The sequence below is a fragment of the Halobaculum limi genome, from assembly GCF_029490015.1.
GTDB lineage: Archaea > Halobacteriota > Halobacteria > Halobacteriales > Haloferacaceae > Halobaculum > Halobaculum limi.
In genome coordinates, this window is the sequence record NZ_CP120468.1 from 2,272,607 (window position 1) to 2,298,426 (window position 25,820).

General features: G+C 67.7%; 27 protein-coding genes. 4 read left to right on the forward strand and 23 right to left on the reverse strand.

Translation table 11 applies throughout. From position 1 onward, the window contains the following. Nucleotides 1–116 precede the first annotated feature (116 nt). Nucleotides 117–1,079: a nucleotidyltransferase family protein gene (locus P0D77_RS11470; RefSeq protein WP_277553211.1), complete on the forward strand. Its 963-nt coding sequence runs from the start codon at nt 117–119 to the stop codon at nt 1,077–1,079. A 58-nt stretch (nt 1,080–1,137) separates the two neighbouring features. Here P0D77_RS11470 and P0D77_RS11475 read toward each other — a convergent pair whose 3' ends face one another. After that, nucleotides 1,138–1,878, reverse strand: coding sequence for a diphthine--ammonia ligase (locus P0D77_RS11475; RefSeq protein ID WP_277553212.1), 741 nt, complete (start codon nt 1,876–1,878; stop codon nt 1,138–1,140). Nucleotides 1,879–2,021: 143 nt separating this feature from the next. Here P0D77_RS11475 and P0D77_RS11480 point away from each other — a divergent pair, with 143 nt between their 5' ends. Next, nucleotides 2,022–3,047: a M48 family metallopeptidase gene (locus tag P0D77_RS11480; RefSeq protein WP_277553213.1), complete on the forward strand. Its 1,026-nt coding sequence runs from the start codon at nt 2,022–2,024 to the stop codon at nt 3,045–3,047. Nucleotides 3,048–3,090: 43 nt separating this feature from the next. On the opposite strand, the gene P0D77_RS11485 is transcribed toward P0D77_RS11480, so the two are convergent. The 13 genes from P0D77_RS11485 to folP all read right to left on the reverse strand — a co-directional run bounded on the left by P0D77_RS11485 (nt 3,091) and on the right by folP (nt 14,836). Continuing rightward, entirely contained in the window at nt 3,091–4,035 is a 945-nt protein-coding gene (locus tag P0D77_RS11485; protein ID WP_277553214.1) for a phosphoadenosine phosphosulfate reductase family protein, read from the reverse strand. A 145-nt stretch (nt 4,036–4,180) separates the two neighbouring features. Continuing rightward, a complete protein-coding gene (locus P0D77_RS11490) occupies nt 4,181–5,164 on the reverse strand; it encodes a phosphoadenosine phosphosulfate reductase family protein (RefSeq protein ID WP_277553215.1) in 984 nt (327 codons plus the stop codon). Between the two features lie 115 nt (nt 5,165–5,279). Then, nucleotides 5,280–5,840 (reverse strand): DUF7110 family protein, encoded by a 561-nt coding sequence (locus P0D77_RS11495; protein ID WP_277553216.1) that lies wholly within the window; start codon nt 5,838–5,840, stop codon nt 5,280–5,282. 178 nt (nt 5,841–6,018) lie between these two features. Then, nucleotides 6,019–6,366 carry a glutaredoxin family protein gene (locus tag P0D77_RS11500; protein WP_277553217.1) on the reverse strand — a complete coding sequence of 116 codons (348 nt, stop codon included), beginning with the start codon at nt 6,364–6,366 and terminating at the stop codon, nt 6,019–6,021. 61 nt (nt 6,367–6,427) lie between these two features. Beyond that, nucleotides 6,428–7,318, reverse strand: coding sequence for a hypothetical protein (locus P0D77_RS11505; RefSeq protein WP_277553218.1), 891 nt, complete (start codon nt 7,316–7,318; stop codon nt 6,428–6,430). Between the two features lie 7 nt (nt 7,319–7,325). Next, nucleotides 7,326–7,967 (reverse strand): transcriptional regulator GfcR, encoded by a 642-nt coding sequence (gene gfcR / locus P0D77_RS11510; RefSeq protein ID WP_277553219.1) that lies wholly within the window; start codon nt 7,965–7,967, stop codon nt 7,326–7,328. Beyond that, on the reverse strand, nt 7,964–9,025 hold the full coding sequence (locus P0D77_RS11515; RefSeq protein WP_277553220.1) for a glucose 1-dehydrogenase: 1,062 nt from the start codon (nt 9,023–9,025) through the stop codon (nt 7,964–7,966). Before P0D77_RS11515 ends, gfcR begins: the two co-directional genes overlap by 4 nt. Before the next feature lie 104 nt (nt 9,026–9,129). Further along, nucleotides 9,130–9,591, reverse strand: a complete 462-nt coding sequence (locus P0D77_RS11520) for a GNAT family N-acetyltransferase (protein ID WP_277553221.1) — start codon at nt 9,589–9,591, stop codon at nt 9,130–9,132. Between the two features lie 57 nt (nt 9,592–9,648). Further along, nucleotides 9,649–10,422 carry an archaeal proteasome endopeptidase complex subunit alpha gene (psmA, locus tag P0D77_RS11525; RefSeq protein WP_277553222.1) on the reverse strand — a complete coding sequence of 258 codons (774 nt, stop codon included), beginning with the start codon at nt 10,420–10,422 and terminating at the stop codon, nt 9,649–9,651. 6 nt (nt 10,423–10,428) lie between these two features. Beyond that, nucleotides 10,429–10,965, reverse strand: coding sequence for an Rpp14/Pop5 family protein (locus P0D77_RS11530; protein ID WP_277553224.1), 537 nt, complete (start codon nt 10,963–10,965; stop codon nt 10,429–10,431). Between the two features lies 1 nt (nt 10,966). After that, the gene (locus P0D77_RS11535) at nt 10,967–11,629 is read right to left on the reverse strand and encodes a class I SAM-dependent methyltransferase (protein ID WP_277553225.1); all 663 of its coding nucleotides are present in this window, start codon (nt 11,627–11,629) and stop codon (nt 10,967–10,969) included. Further along, nucleotides 11,610–12,362, reverse strand: a complete 753-nt coding sequence (locus P0D77_RS11540; protein WP_277553226.1) for an RNase P subunit p30 family protein — start codon at nt 12,360–12,362, stop codon at nt 11,610–11,612. Before P0D77_RS11540 ends, P0D77_RS11535 begins: the two co-directional genes overlap by 20 nt. Then, on the reverse strand, nt 12,359–14,836 hold the full coding sequence (gene folP / locus P0D77_RS11545) for a dihydropteroate synthase (protein WP_277553227.1): 2,478 nt from the start codon (nt 14,834–14,836) through the stop codon (nt 12,359–12,361). Before folP ends, P0D77_RS11540 begins: the two co-directional genes overlap by 4 nt. 179 nt (nt 14,837–15,015) lie before the next feature. On the opposite strand from folP, the gene P0D77_RS11550 reads away from it, so the two are divergent. Further along, nucleotides 15,016–15,180, forward strand: coding sequence for a DUF1059 domain-containing protein (locus P0D77_RS11550; RefSeq protein ID WP_277553228.1), 165 nt, complete (start codon nt 15,016–15,018; stop codon nt 15,178–15,180). Between the two features lie 40 nt (nt 15,181–15,220). Here the strand turns inward: P0D77_RS11550 and purH are convergent, their stop codons facing one another. Further along, nucleotides 15,221–16,816 carry a bifunctional phosphoribosylaminoimidazolecarboxamide formyltransferase/IMP cyclohydrolase gene (gene purH / locus P0D77_RS11555; RefSeq protein ID WP_277553229.1) on the reverse strand — a complete coding sequence of 532 codons (1,596 nt, stop codon included), beginning with the start codon at nt 16,814–16,816 and terminating at the stop codon, nt 15,221–15,223. Nucleotides 16,817–16,994: 178 nt separating this feature from the next. On the opposite strand from purH, the gene purB reads away from it, so the two are divergent. Beyond that, nucleotides 16,995–18,386: an adenylosuccinate lyase gene (gene purB / locus P0D77_RS11560; protein ID WP_277553230.1), complete on the forward strand. Its 1,392-nt coding sequence runs from the start codon at nt 16,995–16,997 to the stop codon at nt 18,384–18,386. A gap of 125 nt (nt 18,387–18,511) precedes the next feature. Here the strand turns inward: purB and P0D77_RS11565 are convergent, their stop codons facing one another. The 8 genes from P0D77_RS11565 to dapA all read right to left on the reverse strand — a co-directional run bounded on the left by P0D77_RS11565 (nt 18,512) and on the right by dapA (nt 25,685). Continuing rightward, on the reverse strand, nt 18,512–18,865 hold the full coding sequence (locus P0D77_RS11565) for a helix-turn-helix transcriptional regulator (RefSeq protein WP_277553231.1): 354 nt from the start codon (nt 18,863–18,865) through the stop codon (nt 18,512–18,514). 93 nt (nt 18,866–18,958) lie between these two features. Next, complete coding sequence (locus P0D77_RS11570; RefSeq protein ID WP_277553232.1) at nt 18,959–19,690, reverse strand: NRDE family protein; 732 nt, start codon at nt 19,688–19,690, stop codon at nt 18,959–18,961. Nucleotides 19,691–19,760: 70 nt separating this feature from the next. Next, nucleotides 19,761–20,918 (reverse strand): M20 family metallopeptidase, encoded by a 1,158-nt coding sequence (locus P0D77_RS11575; protein ID WP_277553233.1) that lies wholly within the window; start codon nt 20,916–20,918, stop codon nt 19,761–19,763. Continuing rightward, a complete protein-coding gene (dapF, locus tag P0D77_RS11580) occupies nt 20,915–21,895 on the reverse strand; it encodes a diaminopimelate epimerase (protein WP_277553234.1) in 981 nt (326 codons plus the stop codon). Before dapF ends, P0D77_RS11575 begins: the two co-directional genes overlap by 4 nt. Further along, complete coding sequence (gene lysA, locus P0D77_RS11585; RefSeq protein WP_277553235.1) at nt 21,892–23,175, reverse strand: diaminopimelate decarboxylase; 1,284 nt, start codon at nt 23,173–23,175, stop codon at nt 21,892–21,894. The genes dapF and lysA overlap by 4 nt, the downstream gene beginning before the upstream one ends. After that, the gene (locus tag P0D77_RS11590) at nt 23,172–24,011 is read right to left on the reverse strand and encodes a 2,3,4,5-tetrahydropyridine-2,6-dicarboxylate N-succinyltransferase (protein WP_277553236.1); all 840 of its coding nucleotides are present in this window, start codon (nt 24,009–24,011) and stop codon (nt 23,172–23,174) included. Before P0D77_RS11590 ends, lysA begins: the two co-directional genes overlap by 4 nt. Then, nucleotides 24,008–24,781 carry a 4-hydroxy-tetrahydrodipicolinate reductase gene (dapB, locus tag P0D77_RS11595; protein ID WP_432764802.1) on the reverse strand — a complete coding sequence of 258 codons (774 nt, stop codon included), beginning with the start codon at nt 24,779–24,781 and terminating at the stop codon, nt 24,008–24,010. Before dapB ends, P0D77_RS11590 begins: the two co-directional genes overlap by 4 nt. Further along, a complete protein-coding gene (gene dapA / locus P0D77_RS11600; RefSeq protein WP_277553237.1) occupies nt 24,774–25,685 on the reverse strand; it encodes a 4-hydroxy-tetrahydrodipicolinate synthase in 912 nt (303 codons plus the stop codon). Before dapA ends, dapB begins: the two co-directional genes overlap by 8 nt. Nucleotides 25,686–25,820 lie beyond the last annotated feature (135 nt).

A 25,820-nucleotide genomic window follows, 5' to 3' on the forward strand; every position in this document is an offset into this window, starting at 1 on the left:
GGACGGGCGAGTCGGGTGAATCGTTTTCGGCCTCGTCGCCTCCATCGCGGATTTTATCGGGAGATTGACAACCGAGAGAAGAAAGACCCTTGATGGATGCGCGTAACGTGGGCCGTATGAAAGCCGTCGTACTCGCAGGCGGGTATGCAACGAGGATGTGGCCGATCACTCGAAACCGACCGAAGATGTTCCTCCCGGTCGGTGAAGGGACGGTCATCGACGAGATATTCGAGGACCTCGAGGCGGACGACCGCGTCGACGAGGTGTTCGTCTCGACGAACGAACGGTTCGGCGAGGAGTTCGAGTCGTACATCGCCGAGTCCCGGTTCGAGAAGCCGACCGTCTCGGTCGAAGACACCAGCGCCGAGTCCGAGAAGTTCGGCGTCGTCGGTGCACTCGCACAACTCATCGACCGCGAGGGAGTCGACGACGACCTGTTGGTCGTCGCCGGCGACAATCTCATCTCCTACGATCTGGCCGACTTCATCGACTTCTTCGAACAGAAGGGCACGCCGACGCTTGCCGCCTACGACGTGGGATCGCGCGAGCGCGCGAAGAGTTACGGCCTCGTCCAACTCGAGGGCGACCGCGTCGTCGACTTCCAGGAAAAGCCCGAAGAACCCAAGAGCACGCTCGTCTCCATCGCCTGCTACGCGTTCCCCCGAGAGACGCTCCCGGACTTCGAGGAGTACCTCTCGAGCGGCAACAACCCCGACGAGCCAGGTTGGTTCATCCAGTGGCTCCAGTCGCGTCAGCCAGTTCACGCGTTCACCTTCGACGAGGCGTGGTTCGACATCGGCACGCCCGAGAGCTACCTCGACGCCGTCTCGTGGAACCTCGGCGGCGAGTCGTTCATCCACCCCGACGCGACCGTCGAAGACACGGAGATTCGCGACGACGTGTACGTCCTCGGCGGCGCGGAGATAACCGACTCCACGCTCGAGGAGTCGGTCGTGTTCAAGAACGCGACCATCCACGACGCCGACGTACGGCGCAGCATCATCGACGAGGAGACGGTCGTCAACGGCCTCGACCTGTCGGGTGCGCTCATCGGCGCACACTCGAAGCTCCGTAACTGACGGCTGCTGGCTGAGTTCCCTGTTTCTCTGCTGTAGTCGGGCCGTCGCCGACTCTGAACTACCGCTCACCCAGTCGTGCGTCCGTCACGCGGATGCGGCCTCGCGTCCCCTCCCACTCGGTGTCGTACTCCAACTCGATCGGCCGCGACATGTGTGGCCCGTCGGTGACGAACGTCTCGAACTCCCCACCCTCCCCGAGGATGTGGACGCCGTACTCGTCGTTGAGCGTCTCCAACTCCGCTATTGCCTCGCGGTCGAGCGTCCGCCCGAGCCACGACTCGTCGAGGCCGGCGGCGGCGACCTGCAGGATGGTTATCTCGAAGCCAGCCTCCAGCATCGAGTCGGCCAGTTCGCGGGGGTCCTCTTGCCACAGCGGCGCGTACAGGTCGATGCCGAGGCGCTCGCACATCGCCTCGATCCGACTCGTCTGGAACTCCGATTCGACGGCTCCTGCGGTCACGCCTGCGAGCGGAATCTCATCAGCGAGTTTGGTCAACGCCGCCTCCATCGGTTCCAGTTCGCTGTCGCCTTGTTCGCCCGAGTCGGTCGTCGCGCCCGCGTCGAAGTCGTCGGGTTCGACCTCGACCAGCGGGATGCCGATGCTCTCGGCGGCGAGTCGCGCGAGTCGCGTCTCGGGGACGTGGTACATGTACGAGTCGCCCGCGGGGTGGACCGTCAGCAGTCGCTCGACGGGGAGGCCGTCCGCCAACGCTCGGTACACCGCCCACGAGGAGTCTTTGCCGCCGGAGAACAGTCCGACGTACGCGCCCGCCTCAGTCGTCTCCGCCTCGTCGCTCATACGTCGGGTAGGCGGCGATGCGTCCTTACCCGTGACGGTTCGCCCGGCGGAAATCACCGACAGCGGTTTGTCGCTCACAGTCGTACCCTGTATCGATCGAGATGTCGCAGTCTCCGCGCGCAGGCCTCGGCGTTCGGACGGCGATGGCACTGGCCGGCGCGTTCACCATCGGCTTCTACCTCCTCGCGACGTACGGCGTCACGGTCGTCGCTCGCTTCCTGTGGGAGAACCGACCGGGACTGCTCACACTCGTGTCGATGTTTCTGATCGGCACGCTTGCCTCGGGCTATCTCACCTACCGCTTCGGGACGGGCCGAACCCTCGTCGGACTGGACGCCCGCGAACTGCCACGGAGTCACGCGCCCGAGGTGTACGACATCCTCGACTCCTTGACGGCGCGGATGTCGCTCGACCGACCTCGCGTGTTCGTGGCGCGTCTCGACGAACCGAACGCGTTCGCGATGGGTGGGCCACACCCCGCACTCGTCATCGACTACTCGCTGTTCGGGGTGTTGACCACCGAGCAACTTGAGGGTGTGTTGGCCCACGAACTCGCGCACATCGAGGGCCGCGACGGCCTCGCACAGACGCTCGGCTACAGCGTAGTCCAGACCGTCGTCGGCCTCGTCAGCATCGCGCTGTCGCCCGTGTCGTTTCTCTCTGGAGGGTTCGCCCGCGGCCTGGCGCTCGTCGACGGGAGGCCCGGAATGTGGCATCGGACGCTCCCCGGCCGGGTTCACGTCAGCATCTCGCAGGCGCTCACGCTCCTGTTGCTCAGCCTGACGCTGTTGTTGCGCGCGTACTCCCGCCGTCGCGAACACGCCGCCGACGACCGCGCGGTGGAGGTGACCGGCAGTCCGCTGGCGCTGGCGAGCGCCCTCCGCCGACTCGACCGGGCGAGCGAGCGGTCGGTGCCGTTCGCTCCCGTGTACCAGTCGGACGGCGGGAGTGACTCGCGACTGGCGCAGTGGCTCTCGACGCACCCGCCGATGGACGACCGGATCGAACGCTTGCAGCGACGTGCGGCGTCGACCGAGTCATCCGGTGCAGACAGCGGCTCCGAACCGGACGGCGACACCGCTGGCGGGGTTTCGCCTGCCCCACGTCCGGGGCGTCCCGACCGCGACGGCGACGGGTGGACGCAGATTCCGCTCACCGATGAGTACTGAATACGGGTCGAAAACCGGTAGCAGGCTGGAGACGGTCGCGGAGTTACATGTAGCCGAGGTCGCGGAGGTGGCCCATTAGCGCCTCCTTCTCCTGTGCGCGACCCGCGCGTTCACCGCCGTCACCGAGTGACTGGAGCCACGCCGGTTCGTCGCCGCTCTTCGCCGACCCACCTTCGGTGCCGAGCGAGCGGTAGCCCTCCCAGTACTTCGGCGACACCGGAAGCGCCTCGGGCGTGAACTCCGCGGGGAGGTCGCTCGCGTCCGCGGGGACGAACCCTGCGGGGTAGCCTTCGACGGACTCGGGCACGACGACGCCCCACATCGCGGCCCACACGTCCGCCTCGGAGAAGTCGAGGATGGGGTGGACGCGGACGTGTTCGGGCGTGTGTTCGTCGCCGCGGGGCGAACGAACCGTCTCGTCGGCGCGGGCGTCGCTCTCGTCGCTGCGGACGCCGGTGAGCGCCGCGTCGAATCCTTCGCGCGCGAGGAGGTCGTTGAACGCGACCGTCTTGAGCAAGTGATTCCCCGCCAGCGAGTCGGCGTCGACGACGAGCGTGTCGCCCTCGTGGCCCACGCGCTCCAGTTCCGTGCGTGTTCGGTTCGAGAGCGCAGAGACGCGGAGTTCGGTGCCGTGGTTGTGCGCCGCGAGTTCTTCGAACTGCGCCACCAGGAGGTCCAGATCCCACTCGTCGGTCCAGCGTTCGATGAACGCCCACGTCTCCGGGAAGTGTGCGCCGTGGTCGACGAACGCCACGGGCGGCGTCGGCAGACCGCGCTCGGCCGCAACCCGGCGGACGAGGTGGAGGACGAGCGTGGAGTCTTTCCCCCCGGTCCACGGCACGACGAGGTTGTCGAAGTCGTCGAACGCCTCCGAGACGATATCTTCGGCCGCCGCGAGTTTCTCGGCGAGGGCTGGGTCCATCTCCCACTCCGGTCCGTCGGCGTTGCGTGATACGTCGTTCGATCCAGTCGCTGGTGAATCGTTCACAGTAGAGATGCGCGTCGAGACGACGTATTGGTAGTCGCAAAATAACCGCGCGGGGACCGCGTATTCAGTACCTACACAAGACGAGTTCGAGAGGCGACCGCGAACCTTCGAGCCGCCGGGCACGGACCCGGATGTCCCCCTCAGATCACATGTAGCCGAGGTCGCGCAGGCGCTCCATCAGGTCCTCTTTGTCCTGGGCGCGGCCGGCGCGTTCGGTCGTGTTCTCCATGTCCTGCAGCCACGCCGGTTCTTCGGCGGACTTGTCCGTCGAAATCTCCGACCCCAGCGAGCGGAACCCGGCGAAGTACTTCGGCGAGACAGGGATGTCCTCGATATCGATGCCCTCCGGCAGGTCGTCGAAGCCCTGCGGCACGTGGCCGTCGTCGGGGTAGCCCTCGACCGTCTCGGGGACGACGAAGTACCAGAACGCGTCCCACACGTCGGCCTCTTTGAACTGGAGGATCGGCTGGATGCGGTCGTGGGGCGGGTAGATGTCGGGGTCGTGACGCGGCGAGAAGAACGTCTCGTCGGCGCGTGCCTCCTGTTCGTCCCAGCGGATACCCGAGATGATGCCGTCGATGTCCTCGCTCTCGAGCGTGTCGTTGAGCGCGACCGTCTTCAGCAGGTGGTTGCCGACGTACGTGTCCAGCAGGAACGGGAACGTGTCCTCCTCGTACTCGAGGATGTTCCGGATGTGGTGCTGGTTGTGCTCGGACAGTTCCGAGACGGGGATGTCGTCGCCGGGTTCGAGGCCGTTCTCGTCGACGTACTGGCCGACGTCCCCGTTGCGTGCCCACTTAACCTCCAGGTCCCACTCGTCGGCCCAGTGCCGGACGAACTCCATCAGTTCGTCGAAGTGCTGGTAGTGGTCGATGAACACCGTGGTCGGCAGTTCCAGATCGTCGTACTTCTCAACGACCTCTTTCACGAAGTACAGCGTGAGCGTCGAGTCCTTCCCGCCGGTCCACATCACTGCGGGGTTGTCGTACTCGCGCAGGCCCGTCTCGACGACCTCCAGCGCCTTCTCCAGTTTGTGCTCGATGCTGGGGTAGTCCTCGGGCGTCTCGCCTTCGCCGTCGGTGTAGTCGACGTCCAGATAGTCCGGGAACTCCGTCTGTGACTCTGCCATACGTGGTAATGAAATATAATTAGACCACAAAAGGTCTTTTGGCACGACCGTCCGGTCGGGATGCGACGCGGTCGCGATGGACACCCGAGACGACGGGACCGTCGTCACTCGGGAATTAGCTGATGAACTTGTTGTCGCGCCACTCGACGCCGCCCTTCTCGGAGTCGCGATTCGGCGTCTCGACGACTTCGACGCTGGCGGGACGCTCCTCTCCTTCGACGATGCGATGGGCGACGAGTTGCTCGTCGACCTCGGTGATCGCAGTGAGGGTACCCTTCTCGGAGCGAAGCGCGATCTCACGAAGCACGAGGAACATCGGGAACTGCAGCGCCGTGTTCTGCAACACCGTCTCGCGGTCGCCCTTGAAGCAGGCGAACTCCACGAGTTCCGAGGGAATCTCTTCTTCTTCTTCTTGCATCCAGCCACCGCCCGTTCGGGGCGGTTCCTCCTCGTACACGCGCGTCTCGGAGACGCTCGCCTTCAGTTGGGCGGTCGGCGTGTACTTGCCGATGGATTCGTCGTTCGAGACGGCTTTCAGGATGAGTGTGTTGTTCCGGCGGGTGATGTCGACGTTTTCGATCTCCTCGGGCAGTTCTGGATCGTTCGCGAAGTACGCTTCGAGGTCTTCGAGTGGCAGTTCGAGAGTCGAGTGGAGTCTGTATACGCGGCCTGACATGTGTTGGGTGGTCGGGGGTCAACGGGCGCGACGCGTGTGCCGCCGCGGTCACGGCGGTGGTCCTGGTTGGCCCTACTCGCCGGTATCTACGTACCCGACACCTAAAACACCTGTCCCCGACGGCCGACTCGCAGATTCACCCGACGCCACATCCCCAAATCAACCGACAGCGGCGCTGTTATGCTTCTCCAGCGAGGGTCTCCGCGAGTTCACCGCGCTCGTCGAGTTCCGCGAGGATGTCGCTGCCGCCGACGAACTCGCCGTCGACGAACGTCTGCGGGATGGTCTCCCACCCGCTCTCGGCCTCCAGCGCCTCGCGGAACTCCGGCAGCGCCGGAAGCACGTCGACCGTTTCGAACTCTTCGACGTGTTGGCCGATGAGTCCGAGCGCGCGCTTGGAGTAGCCACACTGCGGCATCAGGCGGTTCCCCTTCATGAACAGGACGACGTCGTTGTTCGCGAGCGCCTCCTGGACGCGCTCCCTGGCCTCCTCTGCCGTCAGTTCGCTCTGTGGCTGAAACGTCATACCACAAGGTAGGCGACTCCCGGACAAAGGCGTTGCGTCGGGTCGTCTTCCGCGACCGTGATTACCCGGAGTACGCGTACCAACAGAGGACGACGGTGACGGGGAGCGTCGTAACCGCGAGGACGCCGACGACTGGGCGGACGTCCGGCGGCGCGAGGACGTACACCACACCAGCGAGTGCGAGCGTCCCGACACCCATCGCCGCGGCGGTCACCCGCACCGCACGCGGGAGTCCATCCTCGGCGTCCTCGTCTGTCGCTCGTTCGCCCGCGCGCAACAACGGCTTCGCGGCGTCGAACGCCGCGGCAGAGAACGTCGGCAGGCGCGAGGCGGTGGGCACGCCGCCGTGATAGCGCACGAACACGACGACCCGGTCGCCGAACTCGATCGGATGGATCGATCGGATCGAGTCGAGTGGGAGGTCGTCGCCGTCGTACTCGATGGCCCCCGCGTCGGGGTCGACCTCGCCTTCGCCGACGAGGACGCCCGCGACGAGCAACAGGCCGATACCGACCGCGAACAACACGCCGCTGAGCCACACCTCGCCCGTGAGGACGTTCACGACGACGTGGGCCGTCCCACCACCGAGGAGTGCCAACGCGAGTCCGCGCCGCCCGTAGCCGTGTCCGAGGTCACCGTGGTCTGCGATTCGCATCGCGGCGACCTCCGCGCGGTTCAACGCGAGGCCGGCGACGACGGCCACGAGGAGCATCGCCAACAGCAGCAACTCACCGGAGACGGCGGCCACGACCGCGATCGCGACGACCGCCAGCAACGGGCCGACGAGGATGCCGGCGAGCAGACCGACCGCACACAGAACGAGCGCTCCCGAGACGGGGTCGGCGTCGGTAGAAAAGTCCCACGTGACGGCTGCCGCGGCGCCGTCGGTGCGGTCGCTCGACTCGGTCGACTCCGTCTCGGCAGGAGGCGAGTCTGCGGGCGTGGAGGGCACCGCCCGGTCAGTTGCGCCCGACGCCGACGACGTTGATGAGCGAGTAGACGGGGACGCCCGCGACGTCGTCGAGTCCCTGTTTGTCGACGATGACGACACAGGCCTTGGGGTCGCCGCCCTCAGCTTTGACCGCCTCGACCGTCTCCCTCAGCGTCGTCCCCGAGGTGACGGTGTCGTCGACGACGTAACACTCGCGGTTGCGGATGGTCGCGAAGTTACGCGAGAACCCGCCGCCGACGTCGTCGATATCGCCCTCGTTCCACTGGTGTTTCGCGGGGGCGTACGCCGCCATGTCCGTGTCGAGTTCGCGTGCGATGGTCGTCGCAAGCGGCGTCCCCGCCTTCTCGATACCGACGGTCAAGTCGACCTCCTCGCCCTCTTTCGCGAGCAGATCCGCCATCGCTCGCCCGATGTGGGTCAGGCGAGTGGAGTCGCGACCGATGGCCGACCAGTCGACGTGGATGTCCTTCGGACCTGACGGAGCCGAGTCGTCGCTGTCGGCCGACTCGGCGGCTTCTGCCCCCGAGCGGTCGACCAGCCACGACGCCGTCTCCCGGGAGACGTTCAGTTCGTCTGCGATCTCTCCTTTCGAGAGGCCGCGTTGGGCCAACTCCGCCGCCTCGTCGATGAGGTCGTCGACGTTCTTCATCGTGTGCCGAATTCCACCGCCGTCTTGATAGTGGTGTCGTCGTCGACGAACGCTTGCTCGTAGTCGTCGAGTCCGTACACTCCCGTCACGAGGTCGTCGGTGAACCACTCTGGCAGCGCCGCAACTGACTCCACCGCACGCTCGAAGTGGCGGACGTTGGAGTTGACCGACCCCACGAGCGCCTTGTTGTGGAGGACGAACTCGCGGTGGAGTGCGCCGCCGTCCATCTCGAACGTCCAGTCGTTGGGGACGCCCAACAACGCGCCGACGCCGTTGGGCGCGAGTGCGTGAATCGTCTGGAAGGCGTGTTTGGCGTAGCCGGTCGCCTCGAACACGAAGTCCATTCCCTCGTACGCCTCCGCCACCTCGTCGACGGGCGTCTGCCGGGAGTCGACGTACGTCACGCCCAACTCGTCGAGGATGTCCAGCGTCGGGTCTGGTCGGTCGCGCCGCCCCAGACAGTACGTGCGGTCGAACGACTCGTCGAGCATCGCGAGCGTCAGCAGACCGAGGCTCCCGTTGCCGAGGACGAACAGCGACTCCGGCGACCACTCGAACGCCGAGCGACTCGCGCGAGCGTGTTCGACCGCCTTCTCGGTGATCGACGCGGGTTCGACGAGAAAGCCCAGATCGGCCAGTTCCGGCGGGCAGTGGACGAGATGTTCGGCCGGACTGGTGAAGTACTCGGCCATAAAGCCGTGTTCGCCGTCGATCCCACGTTCGTGGTAGTAGCCCTCCGGGGCCATGTCCGGTTCACCACGCGCGAAGTACTCGTTGGAGCCGTTGGGTCGGCGTCGGACCGTGGGGACGACGACGTCGCCCGCCTCCAGGCCCGTCCCGTTGGGGTCCTCGACGACGCCGACGGCCTCGTGCCCGAGGACGATGTGGTCCTCACCTTCCGGATAGCCGCCGTGGTTTCCGGAGATGACCTCGTAGTCGGTGCCGTCGACACCGACCCGAAGCGTCCTGACGAGTGCCTCGCCGTCTGCCGGTTCCGGCGTCGGCTTCTCGATCAGGGCGGGAGACTCCTCCCCGCGACGAACAGCGATGGCTTTCATGCACACGGCTACCACGCGCGCCGCTAAAAGCGTTATTCTATCGCGAGTAAATAATTGGCGACAATAGCACTCTGTATCCTTCGTTGTTGCCGCCCGCCGCCTCGTCACTCGACTCGTCGATACATCCCCGTCGACGCTGGGCGAGTCTCCTCGTAGCCGAATCGCTCGTAGAAGCCGTCGACGTCCGCCAGGAGGTTCACGTACGCGCCCGGAGGAGCGTCGTCGTCGACGAACGCGTCGACCGCACGCAGCAGCGCCGTCCCGAGGCCACGGCGCTGGTGGTCCGGGTGGACCGCCATATCGCAGACGTGGTACACCGACCTGCCGTCGCCGACGACCCGCGCCATCCCGACCACCTCCCCGTCGGTGACGCTCGCGTCTGCTGCGTCGACTGCGTCCGGGTCAGCGTCGGTGTCGACCATCCGAACTGCGTACAGGCTGTTCGGAAGGCCGCGCTCGACGCCGTCGCGCGGTCGTTCGCTCATTCCCGCGGCCGCACGCAGACGCTGGAACTCCGCGGGCGTCGGCGGCCCCTCTCGACGGTTGTAGCGGTCGCTGTCGTACACACTCGTCGTCGGCAGCGGCGAGTGAAAAAGCCGAACGTCGGCGAACGAAGCGCCGTGTTACTCCTCGGTGGTCTCGTCGTCCCCTTCGGCGTCGGGCTCTGCGAGGTAGCCGAACTCGTCGAGGTAGCCCTCAATGGAGGCGGTGTCGTGATCGACGTACTGCTCGTCGTCGGCGTCGATGGTGGAGAGGCCGACGCCCTCGGGGTCGAGTCCTTCGTCGTCGCCCGACTCCGCGAGCGCGGCGAGTGCGAGGTCGATACCTTCCTCCAGCGTGAGGTCCTCGCTGTACCCTTCTTCGAGGCGTTCGCGCACGTCCGCGCGGTTCGCGCCGATGGACAGCGCCTTCCACTCGTAGGGCGTCCCCGAGGGGTCCGTCTCGAACAGGCGCGGTTCGCCGTTCTCGATGCCGCCGACGATGAGGGCGACGCCGAACGGGCGTGCGCCACCGACCTGCGTGTACTGCTGGATGTGGTCGGTGACGGCCTTCGTCAGCGTCTCGATGCCCATCTCTTCGCCGTAGCGGAGGCGGTTCACCTGCGCCTGCCGGCGGGCGAAGTCGATGAGTTGGCGAGCGTCGGCGACGTGGCCGGCGCTGGCGATGCCGACGTGGTCGTCGATCTTGTGGAGTTTCTCGACCGACGCTGGCTCCATCAGTTTCGACCGGGAGCGCTTGTCGGCCGCGAGGACGACGCCCTCTGCGGTGCGCACCCCGACGCTCGCCGTGCCTCGTTTGACCGCCTCGCGCGCGTACTCGACCTGGTAGAGACGTCCGTCCGGCGAGAAGATCGTGATCCCGCGGTCGTACGCCTGTTGTTGGGCTTGTCCCTGCATCGTGTATCAGTTGTCGTCCGAATCCGAGTCCGCCGCCGGGTCGGACGGCCCGGCCGTGGAGGTGTCCAAATCCGTCGCGCCGACGAACTCCGAGTCGACCGACACGTCGACCGCCCCGTCGCGTCGGCGGTAGCCCGTGCCCGTCACCTCGGAGTGTGTCAGTTCGACGGTGCTCTCCTCGGAAAATCCGCTCGCGTCGCCTAAATAGCTTTCCTCACCGGCCCGGATCGTGCCCGAGACGCCCCGAACGCGGACACCGACCTGCTGTCCGTCGACAGTGTCGAGGCAGGCGAGTGCCGCCCGCGCCCGGTCGACCTCGCCGTGGCGTGCGCGGATCATCGTCTCACCTTCCCCGTTGGCGAACCGAAAGCGGACGACCGTGAGGTCGGCGTCGGCGCTCCCGGGGTCGCCCAGCAGGTTCTGTGCGGCGTACCACACCGCTCGCTGGAACGATCCCCGCGAGAGGGAGGCGTCGGGCCACGACTCGATGCCGACCGCGAGATACCGCCACCGCGGGCGGAGATGTTTCGGGAGGTGTTTCACCTTACGTCTCCCGACCGCTCGCGACGACGCGCTCTGCGGTGATGACGCCGACCTGGTCGTGGACGCGGTCGACGTTCGTCACGGCGTAGCCGGCGTCGGTGAAGTACTCGACGAGCGTGCCGACCGTCGCGGGGTCGTCGACCTCGGGGCTGTAGAACGGTTCGCTCGGGTCGGGGTCGTCGAAGAACATCACGTCGCCGAGGACGATGCGGCGCGGGCCGACGGAGTCGCTTCGGTTCGGCGTCGTCCCGCCGTCGAGGGCGGCCCACGTCTCGATGGCCTCGCGCTTCTCCTCGTCTGCGAGGTGGTGCAGCGCGAAGTTCGACGTGACGATCTGTGCCTCGCCGTCGTACTCGGGGGCACGGAACTCGCCGTAGCCGAACTCGACGTTCTCGATCCCGCGCTCCGCTGCCTTTCGCTCGGCCTGTTCGAGCATCCCGTCGCTCACGTCGCGGCCGACGACGCGGCCGGCGTCTTCGGCGAGTGCGAGCGCGATAGCGCCGGTGCCCGTGCCTAAATCCAAGACCGTGTCCGTCTGGTGCGGCGCGGCACGCTGGATGACGAGGCCGGCACACGCCTCGTACTCCACGGAGTTCTGGTCGTCGTCGTAGTCCGCGGCCGCCTCGGAGAACCGGGCCGCGTGTTCATCGATCGTCTTCTTCACAGCGCTGTACTCGGACCCCGGGGCTGATGAACCCGGTGGACAGTCGCTCACGATTGCGGGCGGCGAGTCGTCCCCACTCCGCAAGCCCCGCTTCGATCCACGACTCGTCGAACCCGAGTTCGGACCCGAGCGCGATCAGTTCCCGAGGTGCGCGGAGGTGGAGGTGCGACGTGGGGCGGGCGCTCACGACGTACGGCGCGTCGTAGTAGTCGACGATCTCACGGAGTTTCCGCAACGCTCGCAGCGCCCGCACGCGCCCGCCGCCCGACTGTCGCAACGCCGGCCCGAGGTCGAACTCGACGCGCGTGCCGTGGGTCTTCGCCGCCTTCGCGAGGACGTGGTTGAAGTCGCCGTCGCCCGACAGCGGCGCAGCGAGGACGTCGACGCGGTCCTGTTCGACGGCGAAGCGGTTGAGCGCGTTCGTCCCGCCACGCACGAGGACGAGAGGGTAGTCGGGTCTGAAGTTGCCCACCGACCCGCTAGCCGAGTCGGGCGCGTCGGCGGCGACTTCGACCGCCGGGACGACGTCGACGCCGTAGCGGTCGCGAAGCGCGTCCGGATCGAACTCGGCGGTCCGCGTTCGGACGACGAGGCCACCGTAACCGTAGCGACGCGCCGCCTGCGCGAGTCGACTCACCGTCGAGTCACCGTCCGGATACGCGATGACGGCCTCGTACGGTGGGTTCGAGTCGCTCGCGTCGCGTCCTGCCGCATCGCCGTTCGCCTCGCTCACGAGTCGTCCCCGGCGTCGACGCCGTACGGGTCGTCCGCGGCCGCCGCCACCCGCACCGCCGCGACGTTCTCGGCGGCGTCGTGGACGCGAACGATGTCTGCGCCGTTCGCGGCCGCGAGCGCAGTCGCGGCGACGGTCCCGTGCGGCGCGTCGCCCGCCTCCTCGCCCGTCAGCGCGAACATCGACTTGTGGGAGTGGCCGAACATAACCGGACAGCCGAGGGCGTCGAACTCGCCGAGTCGCCCGAGCAACTCGAAGTTCTCGCGTGGGGACTTCCCGAAGCCGATGCCGGGGTCGACGATGACGTTCTCGCGTGGGATGCCCGCCTTCTCCGCGAGCAACAGGCGTTCGCCCAACTCCGCGACGACGTCTTCGACCACGTCGTCGTACTCCACCTCCTTGTCGGGGACCACCGGCGCGTCGATGCTGTGCATCACGATGACTGGCACGTCACGCTCGGCGGCGAGAAAGCGCATCTCCGGTTCGGCGAGGCCGGTCACGTCGTTCAGGATGTCCGCGCCGGCGTCGAGTGCCGCCTTCGCGACTTTCGCCTTCCGGGTGTCGACCGAGACCAGCGCATCTACCTCCGCGACCGCCTCGATGACCGGGACGATCCGATCGATTTCCTCGTCTGCGGGCACCTCCTCGGCACCCGGCCTCGTGGACTCGCCGCCCACATCGAGGATGTCGACGCCCGCCTTGACGAGCGCTTCTGCCTGCTCGCGGGCGTCGTCGACGTCGAAGAACTCGCCGCCGTCGTGGAACGAGTCGGGCGTGACGTTGAGCACGCCCATCACGGCCGTCCCGTCGCTCCACGGGTACGAGGAACGCGCGGCCGTCGATGCCGCCGCCCCGTCGAGTTCCAACGACGCTCGCAAGTCGGAAGCGACGCCCGACAGTCCTTCCCCCGCCTCTGCGAGTGCCGCGGTCAGCGTCTCGAACTCGGCCCGCGACCCCGACAGCACGCACTCCGCGAGTTCGCCCCCGCCGACGCCGCTGACGCCGCAGGCGACGCCCGCGCGGGCGGCCTCTCGGCGGAGTTGCTCGGCTTGTCGTTCGGAGACGCGCGTCTTCAGCGTCTCGTGGACCGCTTCCTCGGCAGTCGTCTCCACCTCGCCGGCGGGCACGTTCGCGGCGGTCAGCGCCGCTTCCGCGTCGCCAACGTCGTCGAAGTCCTTCGGAACGACCTGTCGCGTCCACGTCGTGCGCGCCGCGGCGACGCAGAACAGCGATCCGGTGAGGAGTACGCAGTCGTCGGGCCCGGCGCGGTCGCGTGCGGCCGCGAGAGCGTCGGCCACGGCGTCGCCGATGACGACCTCTGCGTCGGTGGTCTCCTCGAACACCGCCGCGAGCACCTCCGGGTCTTCGGCGCGGTCGATGGCTGGTGCGCAGGTGTGGACGGTCGTCGGATCGGGAAGTGCGGCGGCCATCTCGTGGTGGTCCTTGTCGTGCATCGCGCCGAACACGAGGTGGAGGTCGCCGCAGTCGAACTCCGCGAGCGTCTCCGCGAGCGTCTCGCAGGCGGCGGGGTTGTGTGCCCCGTCGAGGACGACTAGCGGGTCGGTCTGCATCACCTCGAATCTCCCCGGCCAGTGGGCGTTGCGCAGGCCACGCGCCAGCGTCGCGCCGTCGGTAACGCCGAGTTGTCGGACGAGCGCTGCGGCGACGCCAGCGTTCGTCGCCTGATACGCCCCCAGCAACGGAATCCGCGTCTCGACGGCCCAGCCGTCGCCGACGAGGGCGACGCGGGACTCTTGAGGACTGACGGCTCCCTCGTACGTCGCAGAGAGGTCGGCCTCGGACGGCTCTAGTCCGCCGGTCGGCCCGGAGACAGTGACGACACTCCCGGCCACCTCACGAACCACGTCGAGTGCCGCGCCGTCGGTTGCGGTCACGAGCGGTCTGCTCTCGGGTGTGATCTTCGCTTTCGTCCGGGCGATCTCCTCGACCGTGTCGCCGAGGACGGCCGTGTGTTCCAGCGAGACGTTCGTCACGGCGGCGGCGACGGGGTCGACGACGGAGGTGGCGTCGTACTCGCCGCCCATCCCGACCTCAAGCACCGCCACGTCAACGTCCGCGCGGTCGAACCGCCACAGTGCGAGGGCCGTGACGACCTCGAAAAACGTGAGTGGCTCGCCATCGGCCGCGCGTTCGATCAACCACGGCTTGACCCGTTCGACGAACGCCGTCACCTCCGACTTCGGGATGGTCCGCCCGTCGACACGGACCCGTTCGCGGATGTCCTCGAAGTGCGGGGAGGTGTACAAGCCGACCCGGCGGCCGTCCTCCCGAAGGACGGACTCGACCATCCGGGCGACGCTGCCCTTCCCGTTCGACCCCGCGACTTGGACGAAGTCGATCCCCTTGTGAGGGTCGTCCAGGTGGGCCAACAGGTCGCGCACCGACTCGGTGCCCGGCTTGACCTGAAAGCGCCGGAGGTCGAAGAGGAAGTTCGTCGCCTCGTAGTAGCGCATACTCCCACGGATTCGCGGCGCGTGCTTATGGCTAACGGGACTTCGTGAGTGCCGGACAGGTCCGGCTTCCGTCGTCGGGCGTCTCACCGCTCGCGCCCGGCGTACGGTCGCCTTACCTGCACAACCGCCCTGTATAACAACGACCGCTCGGCGCCGATAGCCCTGTGGTGAGATCCACAATGGCGAAACAGATCAGCTGTCAGGACGCGGGGATGGACTGTGCGTTTATGGTACGATCGGAGTCGGAGGACGAACTCGTAGCGATGGTGAAAGACCACGCCGAACACCAACACCACGTCGAGATGAGCGACGACGATGTCCGGGAACTGATGAAAGCGGCCTGACGCCCCCGCCTGCTCGCGAGTTCAGCGTCCTCTTTTCCAGTCAGTCGTGCCGGAACGCGCGCCCGCCAGTGAACACCATCGCGATGTCGTGGTCGTTGGCCGCCTCGATGACGTCGTCGTCGTTGACCGAGCCACCGGGCTGAATGACCGCCTCGATGCCCGCGTCGGCGGCCTCCTCGATGCCGTCGGGGAACGGGAAGAACGCGTCCGAGGCCATCACCGCGCCCTCGGCGGACTTGCCCTCGGCGTCTTTCTCGGCTTTCATCGCCGCCAGCGTCACGGCGTCGACGCGACTCACCTGTCCCATCCCGACACCGACCGTCTCCGTGCCCGTGGCGAACAGGATGCCGTTCGACTTCACGTGTTTCATCACGCGCCACGCGAACAGCATCGTCTCCAGTTCATCCTCGGTCGGTGCACGCTCGGTGACCACTTCCAAGTCGTCGCGGGTCGGCGCCTGCAGGTCGCGTTCCTGCACGAGTCGCCCACCGACGATGGGCTTCTCGGTGAGGGTCTCCGGCCGCTCACCGAACGTCTCCTCGTCGCCCACGTCGAGGACGCGGAGGTTGTCCTTCTCGAAGAGGACGTCCAGCGCATCGTCGGTGTAGCCGGGGGCGACGACGACTTCCTTGAACGAGTCGATAATCTGCTCCGCCGTCTCGGCGTCGCACTCGCGGTTCAGGGCGACGATACCACCGAAGGCGGACTTCGCGTCCGTCGAGAGGGCGTCGGCGTACGCCTCTGCCAGCGTGTCGGCGGTCGCACAGCCTGCGGGGTTGGTGTGTTTGATGACGGCCGCCGCGGGGTCGTCGAACTCCTTGACGAGGTTCAGCGCACCGTCGGCGTCGTTGTAGTTGTTGTACGAGAGTTTCTTCGCCCCCTCGTTCAACTGGTCGGCGGCGACGACGTTCGCCTCCTCGCAGGTGGTATCGGCGTACAGCGCGGCGTCTTGGTGTGGGTTCTCGCCGTAGCGCAGTTCGCGAACGCGGTCCTCGCTCGTCGTCCGGCGTGCGGGGAACTGCCCGTCACCCGCATCGTCACCGTCGACGTGAACTTCGTGTGCGTCGACGTCAACCGTCACGCGACCCTCCGCGAACCACTTGACCGCACGCGGGTACGCCGCAAACTCCGCCTCGTACAGCACGCGCTGTTTCAGGTCGTCGGCGTCATCGCCCTCGTAGACGGGCACCGTCTCCTGGGTGACGATGGGGCCGCCGTCGACCTCCTCGGTGGCGACGTGGACCGTACACCCGGTCTGTCGGACGCCCGCGTCCAGCACTCGGTCGTGGACGTTCTTCCCCGCGAACGACGGCAGCAGCGACGGGTGGACGTTCAACGTCGTCGGCGCGCGATCGAGGAACGTGTCCGTGAGGACGCGCATGTAGCCGTCGAGACAGACGATGTCGAAGTCGTAGTCCGAGAACGCTGCCAAGACCCGCTCTTCGTGTGCCTCGCGCGCTTCACCCTCGTCGCGTTCGACGACTTCGGTAGGCACGTCGCGTTTCGCCATCGCGTCGAGGACCGGCGCGTCGGCGTCGTTCGCGAGGACGACCGACACTTCGGCCCCGCCGGGTGCTCGGTCCGCGATGTTTCTGAGGTTGCGCCCACGGTTGCTCGCCATACCCGCGATCTTCATACGCGACGACTCCCTCGCCGCCGGAAAGAGCGTTGCGGTCTGTCGGTCGTTAGTATGCACGAATCCGGATCGAAATGCGCGTACCTACCCTCGAAAGCCGCGTTCGTATGCACAGTCGTGGTGGTTTCGGCTTCCGAGGACCGAAACCGCTTTGCCGCGGGCGACAGGACCGCCGCGTATGGACATCTCCCGCGAGGACCCCCTCGCCGCCGTCTCGCCGCTCGACGGGCGCTACGCCGGTCGCACCGCGCCGCTCGTCCCGTACGCGAGCGAGGCGGGGCTGATCCGCGCCCGCGTCGAAGTCGAAGTCGAGTACCTGCTGGCGCTGGCCGACGCCGAGGGCGTCGACGTCACTCTCTCGGACGCCGAACGTGCCGACCTCCGCGCCGTCGTCGACGACTTCTCCGCCGCGGACGCACGCCTCGTCAAGCGCCTCGAAACCGAGGGCGCCGAGGGCTATTCCGCGACCAACCACGACGTGAAGGCGGTGGAGTACTTCATCCGGACTGAGACGCCCAAACGCCTCCACCAGTGGATCCACTTCGGCCTCACCAGCGAGGACGTGAACAACCTCGCGCAACGACTGCTCGTGAAGCCAGCCATTGAGGACGTGTTGATACCGGAACTGCGCGACCTGCGCGACACGCTGACCGCGGAGGCCCGCGAGTACCGCGACGTGCCGATGCTGGCGCGCACGCACGGCCAACCGGCGACGCCGACGACGTGGGGGAAGGAACTGGCAGTCTACGCCGCCCGTCTCGCGACAGCGCTCGGGCGCGTCGAGTCGGCGGCCGACTCGCTCTCGGGGAAACTCGCCGGGGCCTCGGGCACCTACGCCGCCCACCGCGCCGCCTACCCGGAGGTCGACTGGCGGGCGTTCTCCCGCGAGTTCGTGACCTCGCTCGGTCTCGATCACACGCCGCTGGCGACGCAGGTGAACCCCTGTGACGACCTGGCGGCGCTGTTCGACGCCGTCCGCGGCGTGAACAACATTCTCATCGACCTCGACCGCGACGTGTGGCTGTACGTCTCCGACCGCTACCTCGGGCAGGAGGCGACCGACGGCGAGACGGGGTCGTCGACGATGCCGCACAAAGTGAACCCCATCGACTTCGAGAACAGCGAGGGCAACCTCTCGAAGGCAAACTCCGACCTCACGTTCCTCGCCGACTACGTCACCACCTCACGCCTCCAGCGTGACCTCTCGGACTCGACGGTGAAACGGAACGTCGGCGCGGCACTCGCACACTGTCTCATCGGTTACTCGAAGACCGCCGCCGGTCTCTCGAAGGTCGTCCCCAATGAACAGGTGATGCGCGAGGAACTCGATGCCACTCCCGAAATCATCGGCGAGGCCGTCCAGACCATCCTCCGGCGGGAGGGCGACACCGCCGCCTACGAGCGAGTGAAGGAGTTGACCCGCGGAAAACGCGTCACCATCGAGGACTTCCGCGACCTGTTCGACGACCTCGCGGTCGACGAGTCGGTCCGCGAGGAACTGCGTGCGCTGACGCCGGCGGGGTACGTCGGCTACGGCGGCGACCTTGTCGACGAACTGCACGACGACTGACGGGCAGGGTACCGGCGAAACACCGACTCACGCGTTCGTCGGCTCGACGCGTCGCTTTGTGCTGTGGGAACGGAAAACTGTGATCTGCAGTCAGCGTCGGTCGAGACTCGACGGACGATGCCGCGTCAGTACTCTTCGTACGCGAGGTTCATCAGCCACTGCGTGAACGCGTCGGAGTTGGGGTCGATCTCCTCCTCGCCGATGAACGGCGACAGCATATCGCCGGCCATCAGCAGCGCGAAGTCGAGGTCCTTCGCGGTTGGGGCGAGGAAGTACGTATTGTGTCCCTGATACACGGCGTCCTCACGCTGGATGAGGCCCAGATCCTCCAGTTTCTCGGCGATCCGACTCCCCTTGCGCGAGGAGACGTCCAGTTCCTTCCAGAAGTCGGACTGATGGATCCCACCGGTCTCGCGGACGAGTTCGAGACCGGCCAACTCGGCTTCGGCGAGTTCGGCTTCGGCGTCGGAGGCGCTCATACCCGTTCCAACGACACGACCCCCGTTTACCCTTTCCCTTTCACGCCGCTTGCGTCGACGCCGACCGGAGCCGTGTGGGCCGCCTGCGTCCGCTCACCAGTTCTCGACCACCGACTCGAAGGACGTCTCACACGGCGGCCCCTCGGCGTGGTCGTAGCGGATACCCTCGTCGCCCACGCGGACGAGCGACGAGGAGACGGTCCCGTACCCGTTCGCGTGGACGCAGACGCCGAACTCGTGGTCGCCCATCGCCGCGCCCGCCCGGTCGAGCCACGCATCAGCACGCTCGCCGCGTTCGGGGTGGAGCGCAGTCCGCAACTTCGTCGCGTTCGCCGCCTCTTGGGGACCAACCTCGGGTCGTTCCGGTGGCTCGAAGTATCGGTCGTCGTAGCCGACGTTGCCGATGACGTGGATGCCCGGTGCGAAATCGGTGACGGTGAGGTAGCCGTCCCACTCCAAGAGAATCGCGTCGTCCGCATCGGCGACGAGGAGGTTGAAGCCGTCGTACTCGTACTCGCGGCACGACTCCTCGACGAGGTGTGCGGCCTCGGTGGCAGACGCCTCGCGCAGGCAGTCGTCGACCAAGAGGCCGCGCGAGCGTTCGCCCGCGAGGCCGTCGACCCACCGGTTCGTGATGCCGACGAACAGGCCATCTCGTGTCACGCCCATCCACGTCCCGCCCGCCTCGGCGTCTCGCGGGGCGATGAACCCGCCCGCACGCTCTGCGGGTGGTTCCGACGGCCGGTCGAGCGCCTCGTCTCGGTTCGCTGCCACCGCTATCGGGGTGTCATCGAAGACCTGCCAGGCGACCGTCAGGGTACACATAGCCCCCCCTACATCGTCAGCGGGCAAAGCCGCGGCGGTCACGACAGTCAGCCGGAATCGTCGCGTCCAGTCAGCCAACCAGCGTCTCGACGGCCCGACGCATCGTGTCGGCGGCGTCGCGGACGCGGTCGACGCGGACGTACTCGCGCGTGCTGTGGGCGACCGCCCCAACGTCGTCTGCGAGGTGGCCCGGACCGAACACGACCGTCGGTGCCGGTGAGAAGTACGACGCCTCTGTCGCCGCGCCGAACGGCCGCACCTCGCCGTCGGCGTCACCGCCGACGGAGCGAGCGGCGTCGGACACCGCGGTCACGAGGTCGTGGTCGGGGTCGGTGTCGAACGCCTCCAGAAACGGCGTCGGGCGCTCGGTCAATGCGAACTCGACGCCGACGGCGTCGTCGACGGCGTCTCGGACGGCCCGTTCGAGCGACGACCGGAAGCCCTCGGCCGTCTCCGGGGGGACCGAGCGTCGGTCGAGCGTCACCGTCGCCTGTGCAGGCACCTGGTTCGTCGCCTCGCCACCCGTGACGCCCGTCGGAACGAGTGTCGGTCCGCCGAGCATCGGGTGTGCGTCGGCGTCGTCGTCGAACGAGTCGATAACGCCGAGAGCGTCTTGTAGCGCGGCGACGGCGTTCACACCGGAGTCGGGTTCGGCGGCGTGGGCGGCCGACCCCGACAGCGTGAGCGTCCCCTCGAAGCGGCCGCGTGCGGCCACGCACACGTCGCAGTCAGTCGGTTCGCCGACGACGAACAGGTCGCCGTCGACGGGGTCGACTGGGCCGTCTGGATGGTCGGCGCCGCGGCCGCGAACCAGCGCATCTGCGCCCGTCGACAGCGTCTCCTCGTCGGGCGTCACCGCGAGCGTCACCGCGCCGTCGACGGGGTCGGCCGCCAGAAAACCCGCGAGCAACGCCGCGAGCGGCCCCTTCGCGTCACACGACCCGCGACCGCGGATCACGTCGTGACCAGCATCGTCGGTCGTTCGCTCGAACGAGACGTGCGGCGGGACGGTGTCGATGTGCGTGTTGAAGACGACGTGTGGCCCTGCGTCGGGGTTACCCTTCGTCGCCCGAACGTTGCCAGCGTTGTCGACCCACGGCTCTGTGCCGTGGTCGGCGAGGGTGTCGACGAGGAACTCACGCATCTCGTCGGACGACTCCTGTGACTCGATGGGAACCGCGGCTTCGAGGAACGCAACCGGGTCGAACGCTTCGGTCGCGTCGCTCATTCTTCGCCCTCCGTCGCCTCCCCAGACTCGTCGCTCGACCCTACGTCGACCGCGAGGTCGATCGTGAACTCGCGCTCTGCTGGCCCGGTGAGCGTCGCCGGGCCGTCGTCGGGCACCGTTATCGAGAGCGTGCCGCCCGGTGGCGAGACGGCCAACTCCGTGTGCGTCGTGAGACCGAGTTCGCGAGCGACCGCGCCGACGGCGACCGCACCCGTCCCGCACGCCAGCGTCTCGCCCTCGACGCCACGCTCGAACGTCCGCTGGTCGAACGTGTCGGGTCCCGTCTGCGTCGCGAGAGTGACGTTCGCTCCTTCGGGGAAGGCGGCGGCGTGGCGAACCGGCGGTGCGGCCGCGTCGAGGTCGACGGCGTCCACGTCGTCGACGAACGCGACCGCGTGGGGAACGCCGGTGTCGACGGCGGTGACGGTGAGTCCTTCCACCGACTCCTCGACCAGCGGACTGTCCCGGTCGGCGGCCAACGGCACGTCGACCGGGTCGAACGACGGCCGACCCATCTCCACGGTGACGCGAACTGCGTCGCTGTGGTCTCCCCCGTCGCCTTCACCGGCCGCGTCGAGTATCTCCGCTCGACGGACGCCTGCGGGCGTGTCGAGGTCGACGACCGTCGCGTCGGTTCGCTCGTGGACCCACGCGGCGGCACACCGCGCACCGTTGCCGCACATCTCTGCGATGGAGGCGTCAGGTTGGACGAGCGTCATCGTCGCTCGGGCGACACCCTCAGCGTCGGCGTCGCCGTCGTCGGTGATGTTCATAAACAGGACGCCGTCTGCGCCGGTTCGCTCCGCCCCAGCGACGCCAGTCTCGCGGTCGCAGTGGTGGACCGCGAACGCACCTCGGTCGGGCACGTCCTCGTCGGCGTCGACCACGAGGAAGTCGTTGCCCGTGCCGTGGTACTTGACCGCGGGAACCGTGCGAGTCTCGGCGACTTCGGTATCGGCGTCGACGGACTCGCTCATCGCTCGCCACCTCGTTCAGGCCGCGTCACGTCGCGAATCGTCTCCCTGGCGCGGAGGACGTCGCCGTCGACGCTCACCTCCGCGGGTCGCGGGCGCGAGTTGTACGTCATCGCCATCTCGTAGCCGTACGCACCGGCGTTCCCGACGGCGAGGAGGTCGCCACGCTCGGGAACCGGCAGGTGACGTCCGTCACAGAAGGTGTCGCCCGTCTCGCAGATGGGGCCAGCGACGGTGACGGGGCCAGTTTCACGACTCCCGTCCGGCGGTCCACCACCGACGTCGAGGTTCCGAATCGCGTGGTATGCGTCGTACATCGCCGGGCGAAGCAGGTCAGTCATCCCCGCGTCGACGCCGGCGACCGTCGTCTCGGGCGTCGGCTTCACGGTGTTCACTTCGCTCAGGAGGACGCCCGCGTCGGCGACGACGTAGCGACCGGGTTCGACCGCGAGGCGGGCGTCCACGTCGCCGAGTGCGCCACGTGTCGCATCGGCGACGCTGTCCAAATCGAGGGGCTCGTCGTCCTCGCGGTACGGGACGCCGAAGCCGCCGCCGACGTCGACGTACTCCAACTCTCCCACGCCGCGTGCCAACTCGCCCATCCGGGCGACGAGGTCTGCGTGGGCGTCGAGGTCCTCCTCGCCGTGGATTCCCGACCCGGCGTGCGCGTGGACGCCGACGACCTCGAAGCGGTCGCGGGCGTCGGCGACGACCTCGGCCGCGCGGTCGTACGGCACGCCGAACTTCGGGGCCGCGCCCGTGCGGACCTTCTCGTGGTGGCCCGCGCCAACGCCGGGGTTGACGCGAACGCAAACGCGCCCGTCGAAGCCGCGGTCAGCGAGGCGGTCGAGCGTGTCGCGTGCGCCGACGGTGATGGTCATCTCGGGGTTTTCCTCCCACCACTCGACGACCGCGTTGAGGTCGGGTGCTGGCGGATTGACCGCGGTGTAGTGGAGGCGCGACCCGTCGAAGCCGGCGTCGAGGGCGCGACGAACCTCACCGGCCGACGCGCACTCGGCGTCCAGACCCGCATCGCGAACGGTCTCCAGAACCGCTCGGCCGGTGTGTGCCTTCACCGCGTAGCGGCGGTCGGCGTCGGGGAACGCGGCACTGATCCGCGCGCAGTTCTCTCGCACGCGGTCGAGGTCAGTCACGTACAGCGGCGTCCCGTGGTCGGCTGCGAGTTCGCGCAGGCGGTCTGCGTCCCAGTCGACGAGGCGGCGGACGGCCGGGCCGCCGTCGGCGGCGGACGAAGCGGCGTCGTCGGACTGCTCGGCGCTCATTCGCGGAGGGCGTCCTCTCGCTGTGTCGCTTCGAGCGTCTCCGTCTCCACGTCGGTTGCCACGACAGCGGGCTTGTACGCGCCGCCGTCGAACAGGTCGTGGTCGCTCACGCTCGATTCGACGAACCGGGTGAATGCCCGGCGATTCTCGGGGAGGTGGCCGTAGACGACCTCCTCCTCGACCAAGTCGTACACCGGGATGCGCGGCGTGAGCAGCGTGTTCTCTCCGACGATGGAGTTCTCTCCGACGCGGAAGCCAGAGGTGACGCGACAGCCAGCACCGAGCGAGACGCCGTCCTCGACGATGACCGGGGCGTCTTCGACGGGTTCGAGGACGCCGCCGATCAGCGTGTTCGCGCCGAGTTTCACGTTCTCGCCGAGTTGGGCACACGACCCGACCGTGTCACACGAGTCGACGAGCGTCCCCGCGCCGACGTACGCGCCGATGTTGACGAACGAGGGACTCATCATGATGGTGTCGTCGCCGAGGTGTGCCCCTCGTCGGAGAACGGTTCCGTCGGGTGTGTTTCGGGCGCCGCGGGCTTCGAGGTCGCCAGTCTCTCGGAGCGGAAGCACGTCGTAGTAGCCGACGCCACCGTACTCGCGGCGCTCGGTCTCGCGCAGGCCGAAGTTGAGGAGGACGCCCCGCTTGACCCACTCGTTCGCCACCCACGAACCGACGCCGTCGCCGGTCTTGCGGGCGGCGCGAACCTCGCCGGCCTCCAGTGCGTCGAGGAACTCGTCAAGGGTTCGGCGGACGCCGTCGTCGGCGTCGGCCGCGGTGAGTCCGTCGTCGTAGCGGTGCCACAGGTCGTCGATGTCGGATTCGAGCGTCATTCGAGTACCTCCGTGAAGTCGTAGGTGCCGGCGTTGCGGCCGGCCAGCCACGCCGCGGCGTCGAGTGCGCCGGCGGCGAACACGCGCCGAGAACCGGCACGATGAGTCAGTTCGAGGACGTTCTCGTCGCCCGCGAGCAGTACCTCGTGTTCCCCCGCGATGTCCCCTGCACGCCGCGCGTGAACGCCGATCTCTCCCTCGGTGCGTGGGGCGTCGCCCTCGCGGCCGTGGACGTGGTCGGACAGGTCCGGACGCGCCTCCTCCACGTCGTCGAGGAGGGTCAGTGCAGTTCCACTCGGAGCATCGACCTTGCCGTTGTGGTGGGTCTCCGTCACCTCGACGTCGTAACCGGGGAGCGCGGCCGCGGCCGCACTAACCGCGCGGCGAAGCGCGGCGATCCCCCGGGAGAAGTTGGAGGCGCGAAGCACCGGCACGGATGCTGCGGCGTCGGCGAGTGCTGTCTCCTGCGCCTCGGTGAAGCCGGTCGTCCCGACGACGCAGGCGACGCCCGCCTCTGCGGCGGCGGCGACGTACTCTACGCTGGAGTCGGGGCCGGTGAAGTCGACGAGGACGTCGGGGTCAGATTCCGCGAGCAGTTCGGGGAGCTTCGCCGCGTCGGCCACGTCGACGCCCGCGACCGCGTCGACGGGCGAACGGTTCACCGCGAGCGTGACGGTCACGTCGTCGCGGTCGGCGGCCGCCTCGATCACTTCGCGGCCCATCCGCCCGCCCGCGCCGGTGACGGCGACGCGTACGCCCACGTCAGTCACCTCGCGTCTCCGCCGAATCAGCTTCCAACTCCGCGAGCAGTTCGGTCAACACGCGCAGAGTCTCGTCGCTCCCGCGGGTCAGTGGCGGACGCATCTCTGCGGGACCGTACCCGCGAATCGCCATCGCCTCCTTCACTGGGATGGGGTTCGTCTCGCGGAACAGTGCCCGCATCAGCGGGCCCAGTTCGTGGTGGATCGACCGTGCTCGCTCGAAGTCGTCGTCGAGGGCGGCGTGGACCAACTCGCCCGTGCGCACGGGTTCGACGTTGGCGACGACGGAGATGGTACCCGTCGCGCCCACCGACAGCATCGGGAGGGTCATCCCGTCGTCGCCCGAGAGCACGTCGAACGTCTCCTCGCGCGTGCGTTCGATGATCTCGGAGATGCGGCCCGCGTCGCCCGAGGCGGCCTTGTACCCCTGGACGTTCTCGTGGCTCGCGAGGTCGACCACGGTGTCCAAGTCGAGGTTCGACCCCGTTCTACTCGGGACGTTGTACACGATCTGTGGGAGGTCGACCGCGTCCGCGATGGTCGCGTAGTGGTCGTACTGGCCCGCCGGTTCGGGCTTGTTGTAGTACGGCGAGATGAGCAGCAGTGCATCCGCGCCGGCGTCGGCCGCGCGTTCGGAGAGTTCCAGCGCCTCCCGCGTCGAGTTCGACCCGGTGCCCGCGATAACGGGCACGTCGACGGCATCGACGACGGTCTCGACGACTTCGGCGTGTTCGTCGTGCGTGAGCGTCGCCGCCTCGCCGGTCGACCCGACCGGGACGAGGCCGTCGACGCCCGCATCTTCGAGGCGTCTCGCGTCGGCGGCGAGTTGTTCGTGGTCGACTTCGTCGGTGCCGTCGGTGAACGGTGTCGTCATCGCCGGGTAGACGCCGGCGAACGTGTCGTGTTGGATCATAATCGTGTGTGGTGTGATTGGGTGGTAGTGGTTGTCCGTATCGTCGCGTGTGGCCCGGAACTCACCCCCGACCGGCCGCTACGCCTGGCCGGGGACGATACTCACACACGTTTGCGTTTGGAACTGGAACGGCCG